Raw genomic sequence first — 22,995 nt, 5'->3', positions numbered from 1 at the left:
CTGGGTAGCTTGCGCTAGAACCACTACATGTAGGATTCGATGAACGATCTCGCGCCCATCAGTACGCAGATCTGGGACATGAAATACCGCCTGAAACAGGGCGGATCCGCCGTCGACGCGACGATGGAGGACACCTGGACGCGGGTCGCGAATGCCCTGGCTCAGGCGGAGAAGCCGCGCGAACGCGCCCAGTGGTCCGCGCGCTTCCGCGAGGTGCTGGAAGGTTTCCGCTTCCTGCCGGCCGGCCGCATCGTCGCCGGCGCGGGAACCGGGCGTCAGGTCACCCTGTTCAACTGCTTCGTCATGGGCACCGTGCCCGACAACATGGGCGGCATCTTCGACGCCCTGAAGGAAGCGGCCCTGACCATGCAGCAGGGCGGCGGCATCGGCTACGATTTCTCCACGATCCGACCCAAGGGCGCGCCGGTGAAGGGCGTGGGCGCCGACGCCTCCGGCCCGCTGTCGTTCATGGATGTCTGGGACGCCATGTGCCGCACCATCATGAGCGCCGGCTCCCGCCGTGGTGCGATGATGGCGACGCTGCGCTGCGACCACCCGGACATCGAGGCCTTCATCGAGGTGAAGCGCGATCCGGTGCGGCTGCGCATGTTCAACCTCTCGGTCCTGGTGACCGACGCCTTCATGCAGGCGGTGGAGACCGACGGCGACTGGGACCTCGTGTTCGACGGGACCGTCTACCGCACGATCCGCGCCCGCGACCTGTGGGACCGGATCATGACCGCCACCTACGACGTGGCGGAGCCGGGCGTGATCTTCATCGACCGGATCAACCAGCGCAACAACCTGCACTATTGCGAGACCATCGCGGCGACCAATCCTTGCGGCGAGCAGCCCCTGCCGCCCTACGGCGCCTGCCTGCTCGGCTCGATGAACCTGGCCACCTTCGTGCGCCATCCCTTCGAGCCGGATGCCTGCCTGGACGAGGCGGCGCTGGCCGAGGCGGTGCCGCTCGCCGTGCGGATGATGGACAACGTCGTCGATGTCTCCCTGTTCCCGCTGGAGCAGCAGCGCGCCGAGGCGCTGGCCAAGCGGCGGATCGGCCTGGGCGTCACCGGGCTGGCCGACGCGCTGATCATGTGCGGTCTGCGCTACGGCTCGCCGGAAGCGGTGGCGACGGTGGAGAAGTGGATGGACGCGGTGCGCCGCCACGCCTACCAGGCCTCCATCGACCTCGCCGACGAGAAGGGCGCCTTCCCGCTGTTCGACCGCGACGCCTATCTGGCCGGCGAGAGCATCGCCGAGCTCGATGACGACCTGAAGGCGGGGATCGCCAAGCACGGCATCCGCAACGCCCTGGTCACCTCCATCGCGCCGACCGGGACCATCTCCCTGCTGGCCGACAACGTGTCCAGCGGGCTGGAGCCGGTATTCAGCTTCACCTACGACCGCACGGTGCTGATGCCGGACGGCTCGAAGAAGGTGGAGGAGGTCAGCGATTTCGCCTACCGCCTGTACCGGCGCCTGAAGGGCGAGACGGCGGAGCTGACCGATGCCTTCGTCGATGCCCAGAGCCTGACCCCGCATGACCACGTGGTCATGCAGGCGGCCGTGCAGAAGTATGTCGACAGCTCGATCTCCAAGACGATCAACGTGCCCGAGGACATCGCCTTCGAGACGTTCAAGGACGTCTATCGCGAGGCCTACCGCAGCGGCTGCAAGGGCTGCACCACCTACCGGCCGAACCTGATCACCGGCTCGGTCCTGGCGACCAAGCGCGAGGAGCCCGAGCAACCGGCCCCCGCTGTGGAGGCGACCGGGTCGCCGGAGGTCGTCCACCTGATGCAGCCGCTGGACCGACCGACCTTCCTGCCGGGCGCGACCTACAAGATCAAATGGGCCGACAGCGACCACGCGATCTACATCACCGTGAACGACATCGAGCAGGACGGCCGCCGCCGCCCGTTCGAGGTGTTCATCAACTCCAAGAACATGGAGCATTTCGCCTGGACCGTGGCCCTGACCCGCATGATCAGCGCGGTGTTCCGGCGCGGCGGCGACGTGAGCTTCGTGGTCGACGAGCTGAAGGCGGTGTTCGATCCGCGCGGCGGGCAGTGGGTGAAGGGGCGCTATGTGCCGTCCCTGCTGGCGGCCATCGGCGACGTGATCGAGGAACACATGCTGGCCATCGGCTTCCTGAAGGCGCCGGACTCCGAGAGTGCGGCTCCGCAGGTGGTCAAGCAGGTCATCAATATCGGCGGCGCCCCGGCGCAATGCCCGAGCTGCGGCTCGGTCGCGCTGGTGAAACAGGAGGGCTGCGACCTCTGCACCGCCTGCGGCTATTCCAAGTGCGGCTGAGGCCGTCGATCTGAACGCCGCCCCCGGCCCTGCGCCGGGGGTGCTCCCGCCGACAGGCCGCACCGCCGATTGCCGGGTCGCGGGAACTAGATCTCAGATCGTACAAACCCGCTTCACGTCTGACCTCAGGGTCGATCTTCCGCTCCCCCAGCGCACTGCGGGCGGGGTAAGCATCGGAAATCCCCCGGAGCCCGGGACCTAATGCTTCGTTTTCGGCGATGTCCGCCTCTGCAAGCCGCCGGTCGAGCGATCTGAATTAGTCATACAACCACCCAATCACTTGACGTTCACAGACGGTCCCGACAAAGTCGGACCCATGTCGGGTGAGGCGTTATTCTGCACCGTTTGAAAACCAATGCAGGTAAACTCACCGATGGAACAAATCCTGTCTGATAAGCCAGGATCAAGAAGCCGGAAGTCCGGCAGTCCATAGGGAGGACATGATGAGAATGATCGGAAAACTCGCACCCGCAGTGTCGGCCGCTCTGCTGGCGGCCGGGCTCAGCACCGCCGCCATGGCGCAGACCACGACCCTGCGCATCCAGACGCACTACGCCCCGGAGACCGTGTCCGGCAAGCTCGCCGCCCAGTATGTCGATAACGTTCAGACGATGTCGAACGGCGAGATCCAGATCGAGATGTTCTACTCGTCCTCGGTCGTGAAGTCGGTGGAGACCTTCGACGCCGCGGCCACGGGCATCCTCGACTGCGACATGACCGGCGGCGCCTATCAGACCGGCAAGAACCCGGCCTTCCAGTTCGTCGGCGACATCATGGGCGGCTATGCCACCCCGTATCAGCAGCTCTCCTGGCTGTATTACGGCGGCGGTCTCGACGCGGCCCAGAAGCTCTACAACAAGTTCGACATGCAGCTGGTCGGCTGGTGGGTCTACGGGCAGGAGTCCCTGGCCTCGTCCAAGCCGATCCGCAACGCCGCCGACCTGAAGGACTTCAAGTTCCGCTCGCCCCCGGGCATGGAGACGAAGATCTTCGAGAATCTCGGCGCCAAGCCGATCGTGATGGACTTCACCGAGGTCTTCACCGCGCTTGAGTCCGGCATCATCGACGGCGCCGACGCCTCGGGCCTGGCGAACAACCAGTCCCTGGGTCTCTACGACCTGGTGAAGCACGCCAACTATCCCGGCTTCCATTCCATGCCGTCCGACCACCTCGCCTGCAACAAGGCCAAGTGGAACGCCATGCCGGAGAGCCATCGCCGGATCATGTCTGTGGCCATGGAGTCGCTGGCTCTGCGCACCGCGCTGACCTTCGAGAAGAAGAACGCCGAGGCCGCCGCAGACCTGCAGTCGAAGGGCGTGAAACTCTACGCCTGGTCCGAAGAGGAGCTGCAGAAGTTCCGCGACGCCGCCCAGTCCGCGTGGGTCGACTTCGCGACCACCCCGGAGGCCAAGGCCCTGGTCGACAGCCACATGGCCTACCTGCGTCAGCTCGGTCTGGTTAAGGAGTGATCCTGACCGCCTGAGCACAGTATCCGACGGGCCGTCCGCATGCCGGACGGCCCGTCGTCATATCGCGACCAAACCGTTGCGCGCCTTCACAGACGCCTCCAAACCGTCTGAATCAGTCATACAAAAACCCTACGTCTTGACCTGTCTCCGTGCTCCCGACACAGTCGGAGGGATATCGGTTGAGGCGCTATTCTGCCCCGGTGAAAAGCCATTGCAGGGATCCTCGCCGAGAAAATTAGGTCTGGCCGAACGGGCGAGACCAAAAAGCCGGAACACCGGCACCAATGGGAGGACTTGATGAGAATGATCGCGAAACTTGCGCCCGCAGTTTCGGCTGCCTTGCTCGCCGCCGGGCTCAGCACCGCGGCCATGGCGCAGACCACGAGCCTGCGCATCCAGACGCACTACGCCCCCGAAACCGTATCCGGCAAGCTCGCCGCGCAGTACATCGACAACGTTCAGACGATGTCGAACGGCGAGATCCAGATCGAGATGTTCTACTCGTCCTCGGTCGTGAAGTCGGTCGAGGCGTTCGACGCCGCGGCCACGGGTATTCTCGACTGCGAGATGACCAGCGGCGCCTATCAGACCGGCAAGAACCCGGCCTTCCAGTTCGTCGGCGACATCATGGGCGGCTACGCCACCCCGTATCAGCAGCTTTCCTGGCTGTATTACGGCGGCGGCATGGAAGCGGCCCAGAAGCTGTACAACCAGTTCGACATGCAGCTCATCGGCTGGTGGGTCTACGGGCAGGAGTCCCTGTCGTCGTCCAAGCCGATCCGCAACGCAGAGGACTTCAAGGACTGGAAGTTCCGCTCGCCCCCGGGCATGGAAACCAAGATCTTCGAGAACCTCGGCGCCTCGCCGATCGTGATGGACTTCACCGAGGTCTTCACCGCGCTTGAGTCCGGCATCATCGACGGCGCCGACGCCTCGGGCCTGGCGAACAACCAGTCCCTGGGTCTCTACGACCTGGTGAAGCACGCCAACTATCCCGGCTTCCATTCCATGCCGTCCGACCACCTCGCCTGCAACAAGGCCAAGTGGAACGCCATGCCGGAGAGCCATCGCCGGATCATGTCTGTGGCCATGGAGTCGCTGGCTCTGCGCACCGCGCTGACCTTCGAGAAGAAGAACGCCGAGGCGGCCGCCGACCTGAAGTCGAAGGGCGTGACCCTGTACGCCTGGTCGGACGAGGATCTGCAGAAGTTCCGCGACGCCGCCCAGTCCGCGTGGAAGGACTTCGCCACGACGCCGGAGGCCAAGGCCCTGGTCGAAAGCCACCTGACCTACCTGCGTCAGCTCGGCCTGGTTAAGGAGTGATCCTGACCGCCTGAGCACAGTATCCGACGGGCCGTCCCCCTTTCGGACGGCCCGTCGCCCCCCTCGGGACCATTCCCGGGCGGCACGGCGGGACGCCGAGAGATCTAGGGAGTCGGAAATGGTCGAGCATGAGCGCACCGGTCCTCTGGACTGGCTCACGTGGGGCTTCAGTCGGATCGCGATGTGGGCGCCAGCCTTCATCGTCGCGATCATCTTCTACGAAGTGGTGATGCGGTACGTCTTCCTTGCCCCCACGCTCTGGGTCAACGAGATGTCCCTGTGGGTCGGCGGCGGCATCTATCTGACCGCCGGGCTCTACGCGCTGCAGCAACGCAGCCATATTCGCATCTTCATCCTCTACGACATGGCGCCGAAATGGATGCGCCAGCTGTTCGACACCCTGTCGGTGATCTGCGTCGTCATCTTCGCGATCGCCGTCGTCTGGGGCGGCTTCGGCGAGGCCAAGGCCAAGTTCCTGCGATGGGAGACCTTCGGCACAGCCTTCGACCCGCCGATCCCGGCCACCATCAAGCCGCTGATCCTGATCACCCTCGTGTTCCTGGCGCTGCAGTCGATCTCGAACCTGATCTTCGACTGGAACAAGGAACCCCAATCCCACGATCCGGCCGACGACCTCGACATGCCGAATATCGGCAACGATCCGTCGACCACCCGGACCGACTGAGGAAGCGCCGTCATGGATATCGGGACAATCTCGCTGATCCTGCTGGTCGGCATGCTGGCGCTCCTGGCGATCGGCATGCCGCTCGGCTTCGCCTCGGGTTTCCTCGCCGTCGTCGTGATGGTGCTGAAGTTCGGACCCGACCTGCTGTTCGGCACCTTCGGCACCGGCCCGCTGAACATCCTGGCCCAGCGGCTCTACGGCATCACCACCAACTACGTGCTGGTGTCGGTGCCGCTGTTCATCTTCATGGCGACCCTGCTGGAACGCTCCGGCATCGCCCGCGACATGTACTCGACCCTGAACCTCTGGCTGTCGCGTACCCGCGGCGGCATCGCCGTGGTCACCGCGGTGATGGCCATCGTCATGGCGGCGATGTCGGGCATCATCGGCGGCGAGGTCGTGCTGCTCGGCCTGATCGCCCTGCCGCAGATGCTGCGCCTGGGCTACGACCAGAACCTGGCGGTCGGCACGATCTGCGCGTCGGGCTCGCTCGGCACCATGATCCCGCCGTCCATCGTCCTGATCTTCTACGGGCTGATCACCGAGACGTCGATTCACGCCCTGTTTCAGGCGGCCTTCCTGCCGGGCTTCATCCTGGCCGGCTGCTACATCGTCTACATTCTGATCCGCACCCGCATGCATCCCGAGCAGGCACCCCTGCCCGAGCCGTCGCCCGACGACATGACCGGCTCGGAGAAGCTCACGATGGGCCTGAGCCTGCTGTCGATGATGGTCGGCGGCGCCGCCGCTCTGGTGGTGCTGCGCGGGGCCGTGCTCTACGCCGTCGGGTCGATCGACGAGGAGACCACGCTGATCGACGCCCGGTCCCTCGGCATCGCCGCGGCGATCGCGGTCGCCTGCCTTGGCTATCTGCTCCTGGTCGTCGGCCGGGAGAAGGCGATGGATGCCTGGGAAAAGGGCAAGGGCCTGGTCGCCCCGCTGCTGATCGTCGTCGTCGTGCTGGGCTCGATCTACGGCGGCATCACCGGCATCACCGAGGCGGCCGGCATGGGCTCGATCGCCGTGCTGGTCCTCATCGTCCTGCGCGGGGAGTTCTCCTTCCAGCTCCTGCAGGAAGCCTCCATGCGGACGTTCAAGTCGACCGGCACCATCATCTGGGTGACCTTCGGCGCCACCGCGCTGGCCGGCGCCTACACCATCGCCGGCGGGCCGACCTATGTGGCCAACCTGATCCTCGGCTACGACCTGCCGACCATGGGCGTGCTGCTGGTGATGATGGTGATCTTCCTGTTCCTCGGCGCCTTCATGGACTGGACCGGGATCGTCCTGCTGGTCATGCCGGTGTTCCTGCCGATCGTCCTGAAGATGCCGATGGAGGAGCTCGGCCTGACCGGCGGGCTGGACAGCATGACCATGGTGAAGGTGTGGTTCGGCATCCTGTTCTGCGTGAACATGCAGGTCAGCTTCCTGTCACCTCCCTTCGGACCCGCGGCGTTCTATCTGAAGTCCGTCGCGCCGGCGCATATCTCGCTGACCGACATCTTCCGTGGGTTCCTGCCTTTCATCTGCATCCAGCTTATGATCCTGGCGCTGATCCTGCTGGTGCCGGAGATCACGACGATCTTCCTGTAGCCCCCGTCACAATGACATCGACCGCCGCAGACACCGGTATGCGGCGGTCGTCCGGGAGACGCTGCCGCCGGAACCGCCGCCGAGCGGCAAGTCTTTCCAATCATTGGAATATTATTAATTTAATATATATACAACCATTCCGGCGAATTCACCCACTTACTCTGCGCGAGACAATTGACCATTCGACTTCCGCCGATCAAAGTGATTCAGTAGGGACGGAGCGCGGCCCTGTCCCGAGACTTGCTGCGGTGGCAGCTTCACCGACGGTGCGGGCGGTGACGTACAGAGGTCAGACGGACACGTGAACCAGAATCAAAGAGAGAAGCGTCTCGTCCGACAGCAGGTGATGCTGACGGACTCCGAGATCGACCAGTTGAAGGACTGGCAGTTCGAGAACCGTGTACCCTCAATGGCGGCCGCAATCCGCGAACTGCTTCGCATCGGTCTGACACACGCAAGCGACCTCGATCTCGGCGACAACTTCACGAACTAACGACTGTCTGCCGGGCGCGCTCGCCGTGCCGATCAGTCCATTTCCTTTTCGACCAGCCAATGCCCGATGATGGCGGTCACCGCCTCCGGCCGGAAGGGCTTCTGGATCAGGAAATCCGGCGGAATCACCGAGTGCTTCAGAACCGAGTGTGGATAGGCGGTCACGAATCCGACCGGCGCGCCGGACAGCTCGCGCAGGGGTTCGATGGCGTCGACGCCCGTCTCGCCGTCCTTCAACCGAAAGTCGGCGAAGATGATGTCGGGCAGATGCTCCTGAGCCAGCAGGATCGCCTGTTCGACCGTGCGGGCGAGATAGACCTCCGCGATGCCCGCCTGCTTCGCCAGCGCGCTCAGCTCCTCCGCGATCAGGAACTCGTCCTCAATGATCAGAGCCTTACACCCCATGGCCGGATCGAGCCGGTTCTGGGTGCGGCCTATGGACAGCGCCTTCTCCGCGACCGACCGGTCTATGCCCATGATCTCGGCCGCCTGATCCAGCGGGAATCCGGCGAAATCCACCAGCATGAGCACCTGGCGGGGTACGTTGTCGGGGCCGGGTAGCGCGCTGAAAAGCGCGGCGTCGGTGAACAGGGGCGCGCCAACCGTCGACACTCCCTCGCGCCAAGCCTCGTAGAACCGCTTGAACGCGTCCATACGCTGGTTGTCCGGGATCGACGTGCCCTGGAAAGCGCGATCGGCGGCGAGCCGGAACAACTCGTCGCCGACATCGCGGTCCCAGAGCATGACCCGGGCATGATGTCTCAGTTCGGCCTGCTCGTTAGACATCTGCGAGATTCCTGAAAGCGGTTCCCCATCGGTATTTAACGCGCGATCTGGACGGCGGTTCCAATCCCGATTTGCAGGACTGTGCGCTGCAAGTGCGGCCTGTTACAACTCAAAGATACCGACTCAACCGCCGCCACCGACAGCATAGGCCGTCGCCGAGTCCGAAGATCACCGAGCCGAGGTCGGCCGCATGCCCGACGATCAGGACGCCCCCCCGACCCGGCACGACGACGACGGCGGTCCCGCCGCCGACGCGCCGTTCCCGATCGTGGCAGTCGGCGCGTCGGCCGGCGGACTGGACGCGTTCCGCCGGTTCCTGGAAGCGGTGCCCGAGAGCAGCGGGATGGCCTTTCTGCTGATCCAGCATCTGGACCCGAACCACGAGAGCGTGATGGCGGACCTGCTGGACCGGCACAGCCGGATGCCGGTCCGCAGCGCGGCGGACGACATACGGATCGCCCCGGGCACGGTGTACGTCATTCCGTCCAACTGCTATCTGCGCGTGGTCGACCTCACCATCATGCTCGAGCGTCCGGTCGCGCCGCGCGGCGTCCGGATGCCGATCGACTATTGCTTCCGCTCGCTCGCCGAGACGCTCCACGAGCGGGCGGTCGGCATCGTCCTGACCGGCAACGGCTCCGACGGGACGGCAGGTCTGCGGGAGATCAAGGCGACGGGCGGTCTGACGCTGGTCCAGGATCCGGAGACCGCCGATTATGACGGCATGCCGCGCAGCGCCATCGGCGCCGGCGTGGCCGACTTCGTCGCGCCGATCGCCGAGATGCCGGGGCTACTGGCACGCTATGCCGGCCATCCGTTCATCGCCGCACCGGAAGCAACCGGAAAGGTCAGCGAGGAGGAACCGGCGGCCTTTCAGGCGTTGCTGGGCCTGCTGCGCAGCCAGACCGATCACGATTTCAGCAGCTATCGACCGGCCACCCTGAACCGGCGCATCCGCCGGCGCATGGGGCTGGCGCAGGTACAGACCATGCGGCAATACCTGGTCCGGCTGCGCAACGACCGCGAGGAGGTGCACAGTCTCGCCGGCGATCTGCTGATCGGGGTCACCCGGTTCTTCCGCGATCCGGAGGCCTGGGATCTGCTGGCGAAAACCGTCATCCGACCGATGATCGGCGGGCACATCGACGACCAGCCGGTCCGGGTCTGGGTGGCCGGCTGCTCCACCGGCGAGGAGGCGGTATCGGTCGCCATCCTTCTGGCCGAGGCGTTCGAGCGCCGCGGCATGGAACCCCGCTTCCAGATCTTCGCCACCGATATCGACCGGCGCGCGGTCGACACGGCCCGCGAGGCCGACTTTCCCGCCAGCATCGCCGATGACGTCACACCGGAGCGGTTGCAGCGCCACTTCATCGAAGACAACGGCCGGTACGTGCTGGGCAAGCGGCTCCGCGATCTCATCCTCTTCGCCCGTCAGGACCTGATCAGCGACCCGCCGTTCTCGAAGCTCGACCTGATTATCTGCCGCAACGTGATGATCTATCTCGACGCCGAGGTCCAGAGCCGGATCCTGCGGATGTTCCACTTCGCGCTGAAACAGGGCGGCCACCTGTTCCTCGGGAGTTCCGAGACCGTCGGAAAGCAGGCTCGGTTCTACACGACCCTGTCGAAGGAATGGCGGCTCTACCGGTGCATCGGCGAAAAACATAGTGAGCGAGTGACCCTTCCCCATACCCTGTCGGACGTCCAAGGTGGTGTCCGAAGTTCCGACAACCGGGCGTCCGCGCGCATGCAGAGCTACCGACACTCCTCCATCGATCTGGCCAAGAACGCGATGATCTCGCGGTTCGTTCCGGCCAGCATCCTGGTGAACCAGCGCAACGACGCGATCTATTTCCACGGGCCGGTGCGCGACTATCTCGACTTTCCGCCGGGCGAGCCGACCCGCGATGTGACGCTGATGGCCCTGGACGGGCTGCGCACCCGGATGCGGGTGGCCCTGAAGCTGGCCTTCGAGACCTGCGAGGTGCAGACCATGACGGCCCATCGGGTGCGGCGCAGCGGCCGGGAGCTCACGGTTCGGATCACCGCGGAACCGGTGCGCCTGCAGAGCGACCAGTGGGCGGTCCTGCTGTATCTGGAGGATATCGGCGAGCCGCGGCCGATCGAGCCGGCAAGCGAGGTCGCACCCGACGAACAGACCGCGGTCCAGCGGCTCGAATTCGACCTGCAGATCACCCGGGACGAACTGACCGCGGCGGTCGAGCAGCTCGAGGCCTCCAACGAGGAGCTCCGCGCCTCCAACGAGGAGGTGACGTCGACGAACGAGGAGCTTCAGTCCTCCAACGAGGAACTGGAGACCTCCCGCGAAGAGCTGCAGTCGCTGAACGAAGAGCTTTCCACGGTGAACAATCAGCTCGAGAGCAAGATCGGCGAGCTGGAGCGGGTCAACAACGACATCTCGAACCTGATCAACAGCACGCAACTCGCCGTCCTGTTTCTCGACAAATCACTGGTGATCCGTCGGTTCACCCCCTCGGCCGCCGACCTGCTGCGCATCCTGGAGTCCGATATCGGCCGACCGATCTCCGATCTGTCGGTGCGGGTGAACGACCCGACGCTCTACGAAGACGTGGATCGGTGCGTCACGACGCTGGCCACCCTCTCGGCCCATGTGAGCAGCATCGACGGTCGGTGGTTCCATCGTCAGGTCCTGCCCTACCGCACCTCCGACAGCCGGATCGAGGGCGTGCTCATCACCTACGGCGACATCAGCGAGCTGTACCGGGAGACCGAGCTGCGGGGGACGCGCGAACGCCAGCAGCGCGCCGTCGCCAATATCGGCCGCATCGGCCTGACCGACGCACCGCTGTCCTTCCTGTTCGACGCCGCCGCCCGCTGCCTGGTGGACGGCCTCGGCTGCGACATGGCCAAGGTCCTGCGTCATCGCCCGGAGCACCACGATCTCATGCTGGTGGCACAGCGCGGTTTCCGGGATGTGGAGGTGAACGTTTCCAGCGTGCCGGACAGCAATACCAGCCAGGGCGGCTACACCCTGCTCTCCCGCCAGCCGGTCGTCGTCACCGATCTGCCGAACGAAACCCGCTTCCAGGGCCCCGAACTGCTGACCCGAAGCGGCGTCAAGTCCGGCATCAGCGTGCTCATCGGGACGGAAGCCGACCCCTGGGGCGTGCTCGGCGTGCACGCGACCGACATCAAGCAGTTCACCGACGACGACGTCGCCTTCGTCCAGGCGGTCGCCAATGTCCTGCATGGGGTGATCACGAACGCCGCCTTCAAACAGCAGCTCCTGGAGAACTCGGAGCGACTGCGCCTGGCACTGGAGGCCGGCCGCATCGCCACCTGGGACTGGGATCCCCGCAGCGACCTCGCCCAGTGGGACGACCGGCTCTACACGATGCTCGGCCTGCAGCCGGGTGCGATCCCGCCGAGCGTCGAGAAGTTCCATTCCTTTATCCATCCCGAGGACCGCGACTTCGTGCTGCGGGAACAGACTCAGGCGGTCGAGCGCGGAGAGGTCTTCGACGTCGAGTTCCGGATCATCGACACTGCCGGCCGGGAACGCTGGCTGGTCAGCAAGGGCAAGATGTTCATCGGGCGCGCGGACGGCCCGCACCTGATCGGCCTCAGCTATGACATCACCGACCTGAAACAGAGCGCCACCCGGCTGGCCACGCTTCTGGCCGAGTTGGACCACCGGGTGCAGAATATGCTCACGGTCATGGGCTCGATCGTGAACCTGGCGGACAAGGAGGAGCATGTCGCCAGCTTCAAGACGAACCTGCGCCAGCGGCTGCTGTCGCTCGCCCGGACCCATTCCATGCTCAGCCATGCCCAGTTCGACGGGGCCAGCCTGCGCACGCGGATCGTCGAGGAATGCGCCCCCTACTCGGCCAAGATGGTCGACCGCGTCCGGTTCGAGGGCAAGGACATCCGCCTCAATCCCCAGGCCGCACAGACCCTCGGCATGGCGATCCACGAGCTGGTCACCAACAGCCTGAAATACGGCGCGCTGTCGACCGAGAGCGGGCTGATCTCGGTGCGCACCGAGAGCCGGGGTGACCGGATCTGCGTCGACTGGGTCGAGATCGACGGACCGCCGGTCCGCGAGCCGAGCGAATTCGGCTTCGGTATCCGCGTCATCCGCGATCTGGTGGAATACGAACTCGGCGCGACGGTGGATCTCGCGTTCAAGCCGAGCGGCCTGGTCTGCCGCTTCGACCTGCCGCTGGAGGCGATCGAACACGGGATCGAATAGATGGTGGGCGCGGACGATCGTGAGGAGAGCGGCCATGGCTGATGACCCGATATCGACGCCCGGTGGCGAGGATCCCTGCTTCGGCCATCGGCTGGTCGACGGCCATTTGGTGGACTGCGAGACCGCCCGCGACGTCGCCCGCTTCCGGAAGGCCGAACGCGAACGCCTCTACGCCCTGCGCCGGGCCATGGCGGTCGGCGACCGCGAGGCCTGCGGCCGGGCCATTACCGAAGGGCTGGGCCGAACCCTGGGCCCGATCGCCGACCGTACCGTCGCCGTCTACTGGCCGATCCGCGGCGAGCCCGACCTGCGGCCCTGGATGCGCGAGATCCACGAGGCCGGCGCCAGCGTCCTGCTGCCGGTGGTCGAGACCCGGGACGCGCCACTGACCTTCCGCCGGTGGGAGCCGGAATGCCGCATGGTCCGGGGCCTCTGGGACATCCCCGTGCCCGACGGTACCGACGCCGCGAGGCCCGAGATCGTCGTCGTGCCGCTCGTCGGCGTCGATGCGGAGAGCTACCGGCTCGGCAACGGCGGGGGCTATTACGACCGCACGCTGGTGCGGATCGAGCCGAGGCCGCAGATCGTCGGCATCGGATACGCCTTCTCCCGCATGCCCACGATTTTTCCCATGCCGTGGGACGTTCCCATGGATACCGTCATCCTGGACGATACACAGTCGGATCATGCGTGACGTGCAACGCTCGCGATCCGGCTTATTGTTTGCCGGTTGTTAGAAGATCAATCGCCTACTTCGTGGAGCGCGCATGGGCTACGGCATCTTCATGCACAGAGCAGATTCCATCTACGATGACAGCCCTGCCGAGCGATACCAGTTCCCCAGCCAATACCTCGACCGCGCCGCACAATGCGTTAACGACTGGATCGTCTATCTCGAGCCCCGCAAAGTCCGAGGATCACGGGGCTATTTTGCTGTCGCGCGCGTCGAGAAAATCATACCCGATCCGACCGCGCCGCAGATGTACTTGGCGTTGATGGCCGACTACATCGACTTCCCAACCCCAGTTCCGTTCAACATCAACAGCGCTCCGGTCGAACGTGGCCTGCTGAATGAGCAAGGCCGCCTTTCTGGCCGCGCGCAGGCAGCCGTCCGGCCGCTAAGCGCCGAAGACTTTAGGCGCATCGTGGACTTGGGCCTAGAAGAGGACGCGACGTTGCTGCCTCGCACGGATGCTCCTGAAACCAACGTCGGCCTGGAGGATGAGCAAGCTCCCTTCGAGTTCGAAACCGACAGAAACCGCGTGCGCTCCCTGACTTCCAGGCCGGTCCGTGACCGGGCATTCCGTCGTGTGGTTCTGAATGCCTATGACGAGAGATGCGCGATCAGCGGCCTGAAGCTCATCAACGGTGGCGGACGGGCGGAAGTGGACGCGGCCCATATCCGGCCGGTCGAAGCCAGTGGTCCGGATTGCGTGAATAATGGGATCGCCCTGTCGGGCACCGCGCACTGGATGTTCGACCGCGAGCTGATCAGCCTGTCAGACGACCTGAAGATATTGATCTCACGACAGGCGAACGACCCGGAGGCGGTCCGCGCCTTCGTCAATCCCAGCGGGCAGGCCATGGGGCCGATCCTACACAGGGATCGGCCTCACCCCCGGTTCCTGGAGTGGCATCGAGACAACTGCTTTAAGATCTAACGCGCCGCCCGACTCCGCTTCGCGCCCTGCGGCTTGGCCTTGTTCCGGGATCGGCCGCCCAGACGGCCGCCGCCCTCGCGGTCCATCTCGGCCGGGCGGTGCGGCAGCTTCCAGCCGGCCGGAGCCCCCGCCTTGGCCGGGCCGCCCGCGCGTCGGCGGCCCTCGCCGCCGGCCTTGCCGGTGCCGGCGGGCTGCCAGCGCGGGATCAGGTGGTGCTTGCCGTTGCCGATCAGGTCCTCGCGACCCATCTCCTTCAGCGCCTCGCGCAGCAGCGGCCAGTTCTCGGCGTCGTGGTAACGCAGAAACGCCTTGTGCAGGCGGCGCTGGCGCAGGCCCTTGGCCGTCTCCACCCGCTCGGTCCCGGCACGGCGGACCGGCTTCAGCGGGTTGCGGCCGGAATAGTACATGGCCGTCGCCATCGCCATCGGCGTCGGCGTGAACGTCTGCACCTGGTCGGCCCGGTAGCCGTTCTTCTTCAGCCACAGGGCGAGGTTCATCATGTCCTCGTCGGTGCAGCCGGGATGGGCGGCGATGAAGTACGGGATGAGGAAGTACTTCTTGCCCGCCTTGGCGGCCGCCGCGTCGAACATCTCCTTGAACTTGTCGTAAGAGCCGATGCCCGGCTTCATCATCCGCGAGAGCGGACCGTCCTCGGTATGCTCCGGCGCGATCTTCAGGTAGCCGCCCACATGGTGGGTGACCAGCTCCTCCACATATTCCGGGCTCTCCACCGCGAGGTCGTAGCGCAGTCCCGAGCTGATCGAGACCTTCTTCACGCCCTCGGTGCCGCGGGCTGCCCTGTACAGGTCGATCAGCGGCTTGTGGTCGGTGTTCAGGTTCTTGCAGATCGTCGGGTACACGCAGGACAGCCGGCGGCAGGACTTCTCGATCTCCGGGTCCTTGCAGGCCATGCGGTACATGTTCGCCGTCGGCCCGCCGAGGTCGGAGACCTGTCCGGTGAATCCCGGCACCTTGTCGCGCATGTCCTCGATCTCGCGGACGATCGACTCCTGGCTGCGCGACTGGATGATCCGGCCCTCATGCTCGGTGATCGAACAGAAGGTGCAGCCGCCGAAGCAGCCGCGCATGATGTTCACCGAGAAGCGGATCATCTCCCAGGCCGGGATCCGCGCATCGCCGTAGAAGGGGTGAGGTGCCCGCGCGTAGGGATGGTCGAAGACCCAGTCCATCTCCTTGGTGGTCAGCGGGATCGGCGGCGGCGTCACCCAGACGTCGCGGTCGCCGTGGCGCTGCACCAGCGGGCGCGCGTTCCCCGGATTGCTCTCCAGATGCAGGATGCGGGAGGCCTGGGCGTAGACCTCCTTGTCGTCGCGCACGGTCTCGTAGGACGGCAGGCGGATCACCTGCTCCTCGTCGCCGCGCTCGGCCCGCTCCGGCGCGTCGTCGATCGAGGTCATGTCGATCTCGCGGTAGTCGGGGGCGGCCTCGTTGCGGACCAGCGCCAGGCCGCGGATGTCGAACAGGTCGCGCGGGTTGTCGCCCTTGGCGATGCGGTGGGTGACGTCGATGATCGCGCGCTCGGCATTGCCGTAGAGCAGCACGTCGGCCTTGCTGTCGATCAGGACCGAGCGGCGGACCTTCTCGCTCCAATGGTCGAAATGGGCGATCCGGCGCAGGGACGCCTCGATGCCGCCGAGCACGATCGGCGCGTCCGGGAACGCCTCGCGGCAGCGCTGGGAGTAGACCAGCACGGCGCGGTCCGGCCGCTTCCCGGGGGCGGCGTCCGGCGTGTAGTTGTCGTCGGTGCGGATGCGCTTGTCGGCGGTGTAGTTGTTGACGAGGCTGTCCATGTTGCCCGCCGTTACCCCGAAATAGAGGTTCGGCCGGCCGAGTTCCTTGAACGCCTCGGCACTGGTCCAGTCGGGCTGGGCGATGATGCCGACGCGGAAGCCGTGCGCCTCCAGCGTGCGGCCGATGACGGCCATGCCGAAGCTCGGGTGGTCCACATAGGCGTCGCCGGTCACCAGGATGACGTCGCAGCTGTCCCAGCCGAGCAGATCCATTTCGTCCCGGCTCATCGGCAGGAACGGCGCCACCCCGAAACGGTGGGCCCAGTACTTCTTGTACTTGAAGATCTCCCGCGCGCCTTGGCGGGGCCGGGCGGGGGGGACAACGGCGTTCACGGCAAAAGCCTCGTATGATGGAATTGGCGCGGGTTGTACCTGCAAGGCTCCAGTTTAGCAAATCGAGGGCCGACTCGCGACCTTCTTGCCTGTCTGCCTTGCCTGTCTGCGGCGGCCGCGCCCGGCGAGGGGCTCTCTGCGAGGGGCTCTCTGCGGGGCGCGGATTCTTGATGGGTTGCGGGCTGGGGGTGGCGGGCTGGCCTATCGCCGGAAAAGCACCATCCCCCCGTGGTACAGGACGCCGTCGATGAAATCGCCGTCGGCCGTGAATCCGGTGTCGTCCCAGTACTCGATATGGTCGCCGGTCACCTCATAGCGGCCCTCATAGGCCCGTTCGCGCGACCCACGGGCTTCCACATACCGGCCATTGGGCAGAAGTTCGTGGCGGACCCGTCCGTCCTCGGTAACCCACATCCCGACATACGGATGGTTCGCCTCGGCCTCGGTACCGGCGGCGCCGACCGGTTGTGCCAGCATGGCGACAGTCATGAGCGTGGTCAGAGTTTTCTGCATTACGGTCTCCCATACGTTCGGTTGGGATCAATGCGGCGACCGGGTGGGTCGGATGGTGATCTCAGTCGTGTCGACGCCATACGGCGCCTCGATCACCTGGCGCACGGCCCGGGCGATGTCCGAGGGCCGCAGGGCGATCGCGCGATACGCATCCATCAATGCCTTGGTCCCCTCATGAGTGATGGTGGAAGCGAGGTCGCTCTCGACGACGCCCGGATTCACGCAGGTCACCCGGATCGTGTCGCTCTCCTGCCGAAGTCCGTCCGACAGGGCCCGGACGGCGAATTTCGTCGCGCAGTAGACCGAGGCCGTCGGCACCACGGCCAGGGCGCCGATGGAGCCGATATTGACGATCTGTCCGAAGCCCTGCTTCTCCATGTGGGGCAGCACCGCCCCCATGCCCCAGAGCGTGCCCTTGATGTTCACATCGACCATCCGCTCCCATTCGTCATGCTTTCCGGCGGAAAGCGGCGATAACGGCATGATTCCGGCGTTGTTCACCAGCACGTCGATGCGGCCCCAAAGGTCCACCGCGGCTTCGGCGAAGGCGAACATCGCTTCACGATCGGTGACGTCCAGGACCCGGGCCCGGGCCGTGCCGCCGGCGCCACAGATGGCGTCCGAGACAGCCTCAATGCGGTCAAGCCGGCGCGCACCCAGAAGCACCTTCGCGCCTTGGGCGGCAAGTTCACGGGCAATGCCCTCGCCGATACCGCCAGACGCTCCGGTAACAAGAACAACCTTATCCATCGTCTTCTCCGTGATTGCGTGAAGCCTCGGAGGTGGACCTTCTTGATGGTTAGCGGTATCCATGCCCTGATGGACATTATGGTTAGCTTCATTTGACAATAAAAATCGACCTGAACCTCCTGCCCCTGTTCGCTGCAGTGGCCGAAGAGAAAAACTTCCGCGCTGCGGCCGACCGGCTGGGTGTCACGCGCTCTGCCGTAAGCCAGGGCGTGCGACGCCTCGAAGACAGCCTCGGCATCACCCTGGTAACGCGAACCACCCGATCGGTACGGCTGACAGAAGCGGGCGAGCGGCTCTACGCGGCCCTGTCTCAGCCGATGTCCGATATCGACGTCGCGCTGGAAGGGCTCGGCGGAGCGGATCGGCCAAGCGGATTGCTGAAACTCGCCGTGACCTCGATCGCCGAAGAGTTTCTGTCGGGCCCGTTCCTTGTCAGGTTCGCCAATGCCCATCCGGCGGTGGAACTCGACGTGACGGTGACGGACGAGGAGTTCGACATCGTCGCCGCCGGTTTCGACGCCGGTGTTCGCCTGGGCGAAGTGATCGAAATGGACATGATCGCCGTCCCGGTGACGGGCGACCAGCGCGAGGCGGTGGTTGCGGCCCCCGGCTATCTCGCCGCCCATCATGCGCCGGCCCACCCCCGCGATCTGGTCCATCATCGCTGTATCGGCTGGCGCCGCGCGCCCAACATCGCCCCGCACCGCTGGGAATTCGAGGAGGCTGGCGTTCCCTTCGACGTGGCCGTCGACCCCTACGTCACCACGAACGACCTGTGGCTCATGCTTCGGATGGCCCTCAACGGCGGCGGCATCACCTTCGCGACCGCCGATACATTCCGACCCTACGTCGACCGCGGCGAGCTGGTGTCGCTGCTCGAGGAGTTCCTGCCGCCGTTCCCGGGGCTGTTTCTCTACTACCCGCAGCGTCTGAACATGGCCCCGAAGCTGAGGGCCCTGGTCGAACACACCCGCCGTTGGCGCCGACCGATCTTGCCCGCGGACCCCGTCTCGTCCTCGCAGGACTAAGTCATGCCCGGCGCTTCAAGCGCTGGAAGAGCCGCAGGTCGGACGCCTCCCTGGCTCTGACTTCCTCACCGGACGGATGGGCGATTCTGGAGGGCGGTCCCGGTTGGGATGACGGGTCGTCGGCGATGGACGCAGCCCAAAAAAAGCGGCGGGCTCCCGAAGGAACCCGCCACTGTCGTCAGACTGACTTTCTCGGCGTCTACAGCACCAGGGCCAGCAGGATGACCACGGTCAGCGGCATGCCGAGCAGCCACAGGATCAGGTAGGGCATGATGTCTCCTCCAATCGCGGGGCGGCGTCAGCGACGCGGCCCGGAGAGCCACTTGATGACCGTCTGGTCATCGCGATGCGTGCCGCCGACGGCAGCGGCCCACCAGGCCCCCGCGCCGGAGATCAGCAGGGCCGCCGCCAACACGAAGGCACTCAGCACCGAGGCGACCCGGGCGGTCTCAACCGCGTCCTTCGCCTCCTCGACCGAGGCCTGCACGGTCGCGGCCATCTGGTTCACCCGCAGGATGGCTTCCTGCTCGCTGAGGCTCGTCCGCGCGGCCACCACGCCGGCCAGATAGGCGCGGTCCGGCTGGGAGATCTCACCGCGCTCCACCGACCGTTCGACGATCGGCAGCAGCTCGTCGACGATTGCCGCCCGACTTTCCGGCTGGGAGGAGAACCGGCCGGGCTCGGCCGGGCGCAGAAGCTGGTTCAGCTCGTATTCGTAGCCCGAGCCGGCCATCTCCGCGACCGCGCCGCCGGCCGCCGTGGCGAGCTGCGCGCCGGTCCGCGCGGCGGTATCGACGGTGGCGGCCAGCAGGAAGGCGCTGAACAGAACGCCCAGGGCCCAGACCGCCAGCCCGTGCACGCCGTCGCGCACGTCCGACTCATGCTCGGTGGCATCGAACGCGCGCCGCCGCATCCGGCCGGTGACGTAGGCGCCGGCCATGTAGCTCGAGACCAGCACCCAGATCATCCAGAGCGCCACCGCGATCAGCATGGCCGTCCCGCCGATGCCATCCGCCCCGAAGGGCGACACCACGGACAGCCCGATCGCCGCGCCGAAGCCGTTCAGGACGAAGGACACCGCCGTCGCCAGCAGAGCCCCCACGAAAATCGCCGCCCAATCGATGTGACTGGCGGCCGCTCCAGTATCGGAATGCACGACCCCCGCCGGTTCAGCGGCACGCAACGTCTCTGCCATTGTCGTCTCCATATGTAAGCCTGCCGCATGTCCGCGGCGTCCCCTCACCCGCGGCGCGGGCCGGGGCGGGCGGGCGTCAGCCGAGTCCGAGCAGCGAGAGGATCGCGAGCACGATCACGACGAGGCCGACGAGATAGATGATTCCATGCATAGGATTGTCCTTCCGACAGGATCTCAGTGCCGGAGGAACGAGCAGGCGGATTGAACGGTTCCCGCAGGCGTCAGTGAAACTGCGGGTCGGTCCGATTGTCTGCGGTCTTATGACGGTGTTTTGATAGGTATTCGGTTCTGTGCGGTGCCATCCGCACCGGCTAGTTCCGCCAGAGCTTATCCGGCGGCGGCGATCGCGTCGGCCATCAGATCCAGGCCCAGGTCGATCTCCGCGTCGGTGGCCGTCAGCGGCGGCGCGATGCGGAACACCGCCCCCATGGCCGGGATCTTGACGATGTTCATGCTCAGGCCCCGCGCCATCGCCGCAGCGGCGATCCGGTCTCCCCGGTCTAGGTCGGGCACCTTGCCGGCCCGGTCCTGCACGATCTCGAGCCCCAGCAGAAGACCGCGCCCCCGCACGTCGCCGATACAGTCGAACCGCTGCTTCAGCGCCTCCATGCCCGCGCGCAGGCGCGCGCCGGAGGCGGTGGCCCGCTCCACCAGCCCGTCGCGCCCGATCACGTCGAGCACGGTCAGTCCGACGGCGGCCGGCAACGGGTCGGAGACATGGGTCGTCAGGAACACGAATCCCTTCTCGTACGCCGCCTCCTCGATCTCGCGGCTGGTCAGGATCGCCGACAGGGGGAGGCCGGCGCCCAGCGTCTTCGACAGGGTCAGGATGTCCGGCGTGACGCCGTCGCGCTGGAAGGCGAACATGTGGCCGGTGCGCCCGATGCCGGTCTGCGCCTCGTCGAGGATCAGCAGCATGCCGCGCTCCTCGCACTTGCGCTTCAGCGCCGCCAGATAGCCCTCCGGCAGCTCGATGACGCCGCCGGAGGACAGGATCGGCTCGGCGATGAAGGCGGCGAGGCTGCCGGTCGACTGGGCGTCGACCTGGGCGAAGGCGTCGTCCAGCTCGGTCTGCCAGTCCAGGCTGCCGTCCGGATGGGCGAAGCGCGGCCGGTAGGCATGCGGCGCCGGGATCGCGAAATTGCCGACCGTCGCCGGGCCGTAGCCCTTGCGCGCCGAGCTGTAGGTCGCCCCCGCGGCCCCGCCGGTCATGCCATGCCAGCTCTTGGTGAACGCGACGATCTCGTGCTTGCCGGTGACGCATTTCGCCAGCCGGATCGCCGCCTCGTTGGACTCGCCGCCGGTGGACAGCAGCATCGCCTTCTCCAGCCCCGGGACCATGCTGCCGAGGCGGCTGCAGAGATCGACCACGGGGCGGGACAGCATGCCGCTGAACAGATGGTCGAGCCGCCCGACCTGCGCGCGCACGGTGCGCACGATGTCCGGATGGGAATGGCCGAGCACGGAGCTCATCTGGCCGGAGGTGAAGTCGAGGATCCGCGCGCCGTCCTCGTCGATGACGAAGCTGCCCTCCGCCCGGTCGATCACCCGCCGCTCGAACGCCGGGCCGTAGCGCATGACGTGGGCCTCCACGTCGGTCCAGAAGCCCTCCTGCGGCGTCGGCGTGCTGTCCTGCCGGGTCATCTGCGCGCTCCATCCGGGGCCGTTTCACATGGGACAAGACTACCCGCCCCACTGGCGTTAGAAAGTTTCATAGTACTAATGGCGGAATCGAGTTTTTCTTATAGCCATGGCCAATCTCGACATCCTGCTGCTGCGCAGTTTCGTCGCCGTCGCCCGGGCCGGGTCCATCCGGGCCGCGGCCGAGCGCGTGGGCCGCACCCAGTCGGCGGTCAGCCTGCAGATGAAGCGGCTGGAGGACATCACCGGCGAGCGGCTGTTTCACCGCACCGGCTCCGGCGTCACCCTGACGGCGGCGGGCGAGCGTCTGATGGTCGGGGCGGAGCGTATCCTCTCCGCCCATGACGAGACCCTGGCGTCCATCCGCGCCCAGGGCCTGCAGGGGGCGATCGCCTTCGGCTGTCCGGAGGATTACCTGACCGCCTTCTTCCCCGACCTGCTGCGGCGGTACGGTCGGGACAATCCGGAGGTGGAGGTGGAGATCGTCTGCGCCCCGACGGTGGCGCTGCGCCCGCTGCTGCAGCGCCGCCATATCGATCTCGCCATCGTGTCCGTGCCCCTGTCCGGACCCGGCTCGGCTCCGGCGGAAGAGATCTTCCGCCGGGAGTCCTTCGTGTGGATCGCCAACGCGCCGCAGCCCGAGCTGCTGCGGGCGCCGGTCCTGCCGCTCGCCCTGTCCGGGCCCGATACCCTGGATCACCGCATGGCGAAGAGCGCGCTCGAGGCGGCGGGACGTCCCTACCGCATCACCCATGCGAGCGACGGCTTCGCCGGTCTGCTGGCGATCGCGCGCTCGGGCCTGGCGTTCAGCGTGGTGACCCGCTCAGCGGTGCCGCCGGACCTTTTCGTGGTGGCGCGGGGCCTGCCCGCGCTGCCGGAGATCGGCCTGTCGATCGCCTACGCCTCGACACGACCGCCGCCGGTGGTCCGGGCGTTCGGGGAGTTCATCGTGGCGCGATTGGGGCAGCCTGAGAGCGCTTAACGGGTATTGGCGGACACAGAGTCCGGCGAAATATGGTCCTGGTCCTGGTCCTGGTCCTGGTCTGAGCCCCGTTTGGTCCCTCATTTGAATGGGGAGTCCGTCAACCTCCAGACGGCATTCTGCTACTGCTTCAAAGGGGCGAGGGCGGCAGCGATCTTCAAGTTCCAGCTTCCCCGCCAT

Annotated in this window: 17 protein-coding genes; 11 read left to right on the top strand and 6 right to left on the bottom strand. The window is 66.1% G+C overall.

Features of this window, described 5'->3' with window-relative positions; translation table 11 throughout:
* Positions 1–39: 39 nt before the first annotated feature.
* The 6 genes from BLS34_RS05350 to BLS34_RS25285 all read left to right on the top strand — a co-directional run bounded on the left by BLS34_RS05350 (position 40) and on the right by BLS34_RS25285 (position 7,879).
* Positions 40–2,316 carry an adenosylcobalamin-dependent ribonucleoside-diphosphate reductase gene (locus tag BLS34_RS05350; protein WP_093148726.1) on the top strand — a complete coding sequence of 759 codons (2,277 nt, stop codon included), beginning with the start codon at positions 40–42 and terminating at the stop codon, positions 2,314–2,316.
* A 443-nt stretch (positions 2,317–2,759) separates the two neighbouring features.
* Positions 2,760–3,785 carry a TRAP transporter substrate-binding protein gene (locus tag BLS34_RS05345; RefSeq protein WP_093148724.1) on the top strand — a complete coding sequence of 342 codons (1,026 nt, stop codon included), beginning with the start codon at positions 2,760–2,762 and terminating at the stop codon, positions 3,783–3,785.
* Between the two features lie 303 nt (positions 3,786–4,088).
* Positions 4,089–5,108: a TRAP transporter substrate-binding protein gene (locus BLS34_RS05340; protein WP_215906044.1), complete on the top strand. Its 1,020-nt coding sequence runs from the start codon at positions 4,089–4,091 to the stop codon at positions 5,106–5,108.
* A 118-nt stretch (positions 5,109–5,226) separates the two neighbouring features.
* Positions 5,227–5,793 (top strand): TRAP transporter small permease subunit, encoded by a 567-nt coding sequence (locus BLS34_RS05335; RefSeq protein ID WP_051245032.1) that lies wholly within the window; start codon positions 5,227–5,229, stop codon positions 5,791–5,793.
* A 12-nt stretch (positions 5,794–5,805) separates the two neighbouring features.
* Complete coding sequence (locus BLS34_RS05330) at positions 5,806–7,386, top strand: TRAP transporter large permease (RefSeq protein ID WP_093148720.1); 1,581 nt, start codon at positions 5,806–5,808, stop codon at positions 7,384–7,386.
* 301 nt (positions 7,387–7,687) lie between these two features.
* Positions 7,688–7,879 (top strand): hypothetical protein, encoded by a 192-nt coding sequence (locus BLS34_RS25285; protein WP_038015195.1) that lies wholly within the window; start codon positions 7,688–7,690, stop codon positions 7,877–7,879.
* Positions 7,880–7,911: 32 nt separating this feature from the next.
* On the opposite strand, the gene BLS34_RS05325 is transcribed toward BLS34_RS25285, so the two are convergent.
* Entirely contained in the window at positions 7,912–8,664 is a 753-nt protein-coding gene (locus BLS34_RS05325) for a response regulator (protein ID WP_038015196.1), read from the bottom strand.
* 190 nt (positions 8,665–8,854) lie between these two features.
* Here BLS34_RS05325 and BLS34_RS05320 point away from each other — a divergent pair, with 190 nt between their 5' ends.
* The 3 genes from BLS34_RS05320 (at position 8,855) to BLS34_RS05310 (ending at position 14,562) form a co-directional block, all read left to right on the top strand.
* Positions 8,855–12,901 (top strand): chemotaxis protein CheB, encoded by a 4,047-nt coding sequence (locus BLS34_RS05320; protein ID WP_093148718.1) that lies wholly within the window; start codon positions 8,855–8,857, stop codon positions 12,899–12,901.
* A gap of 34 nt (positions 12,902–12,935) precedes the next feature.
* A complete protein-coding gene (locus tag BLS34_RS05315; RefSeq protein ID WP_093148716.1) occupies positions 12,936–13,595 on the top strand; it encodes a 5-formyltetrahydrofolate cyclo-ligase in 660 nt (219 codons plus the stop codon).
* 73 nt (positions 13,596–13,668) lie between these two features.
* Positions 13,669–14,562, top strand: coding sequence for an HNH endonuclease (locus BLS34_RS05310; RefSeq protein WP_093148714.1), 894 nt, complete (start codon positions 13,669–13,671; stop codon positions 14,560–14,562).
* On the opposite strand, the gene BLS34_RS05305 is transcribed toward BLS34_RS05310, so the two are convergent.
* The 3 genes from BLS34_RS05305 to BLS34_RS05295 all read right to left on the bottom strand — a co-directional run bounded on the left by BLS34_RS05305 (position 14,559) and on the right by BLS34_RS05295 (position 17,969).
* A complete protein-coding gene (locus tag BLS34_RS05305; RefSeq protein WP_093149222.1) occupies positions 14,559–16,601 on the bottom strand; it encodes a YgiQ family radical SAM protein in 2,043 nt (680 codons plus the stop codon). The genes BLS34_RS05310 and BLS34_RS05305 overlap by 4 nt on opposite strands.
* A gap of 306 nt (positions 16,602–16,907) precedes the next feature.
* Positions 16,908–17,219: an Atu4866 domain-containing protein gene (locus tag BLS34_RS05300; RefSeq protein ID WP_093148711.1), complete on the bottom strand. Its 312-nt coding sequence runs from the start codon at positions 17,217–17,219 to the stop codon at positions 16,908–16,910.
* Between the two features lie 27 nt (positions 17,220–17,246).
* Complete coding sequence (locus BLS34_RS05295; RefSeq protein ID WP_093148708.1) at positions 17,247–17,969, bottom strand: SDR family oxidoreductase; 723 nt, start codon at positions 17,967–17,969, stop codon at positions 17,247–17,249.
* Positions 17,970–18,061: 92 nt separating this feature from the next.
* On the opposite strand from BLS34_RS05295, the gene BLS34_RS05290 reads away from it, so the two are divergent.
* Complete coding sequence (locus BLS34_RS05290) at positions 18,062–18,997, top strand: LysR family transcriptional regulator (RefSeq protein ID WP_245701921.1); 936 nt, start codon at positions 18,062–18,064, stop codon at positions 18,995–18,997.
* Between the two features lie 298 nt (positions 18,998–19,295).
* Here the strand turns inward: BLS34_RS05290 and BLS34_RS05285 are convergent, their stop codons facing one another.
* Together BLS34_RS05285 and BLS34_RS05280 are read right to left on the bottom strand one after the other, a co-directional pair.
* Positions 19,296–20,192, bottom strand: coding sequence for a hypothetical protein (locus tag BLS34_RS05285; protein ID WP_093148706.1), 897 nt, complete (start codon positions 20,190–20,192; stop codon positions 19,296–19,298).
* A 327-nt stretch (positions 20,193–20,519) separates the two neighbouring features.
* A complete protein-coding gene (locus tag BLS34_RS05280; protein WP_093148704.1) occupies positions 20,520–21,836 on the bottom strand; it encodes an aspartate aminotransferase family protein in 1,317 nt (438 codons plus the stop codon).
* A gap of 106 nt (positions 21,837–21,942) precedes the next feature.
* Between BLS34_RS05280 and BLS34_RS05275 the strand changes: the two genes are divergently transcribed.
* Positions 21,943–22,815 carry a LysR family transcriptional regulator gene (locus tag BLS34_RS05275; protein WP_093148703.1) on the top strand — a complete coding sequence of 291 codons (873 nt, stop codon included), beginning with the start codon at positions 21,943–21,945 and terminating at the stop codon, positions 22,813–22,815.
* Positions 22,816–22,995: the final 180 nt, after the last annotated feature.

This window comes from Thalassobaculum litoreum DSM 18839, from assembly GCF_900102465.1.
Taxonomy (GTDB): domain Bacteria; phylum Pseudomonadota; class Alphaproteobacteria; order Thalassobaculales; family Thalassobaculaceae; genus Thalassobaculum; species Thalassobaculum litoreum.
Note: the sequence above shows the minus strand (reverse complement) of the source record. Positions and strands in the feature narration are given on the sequence as shown.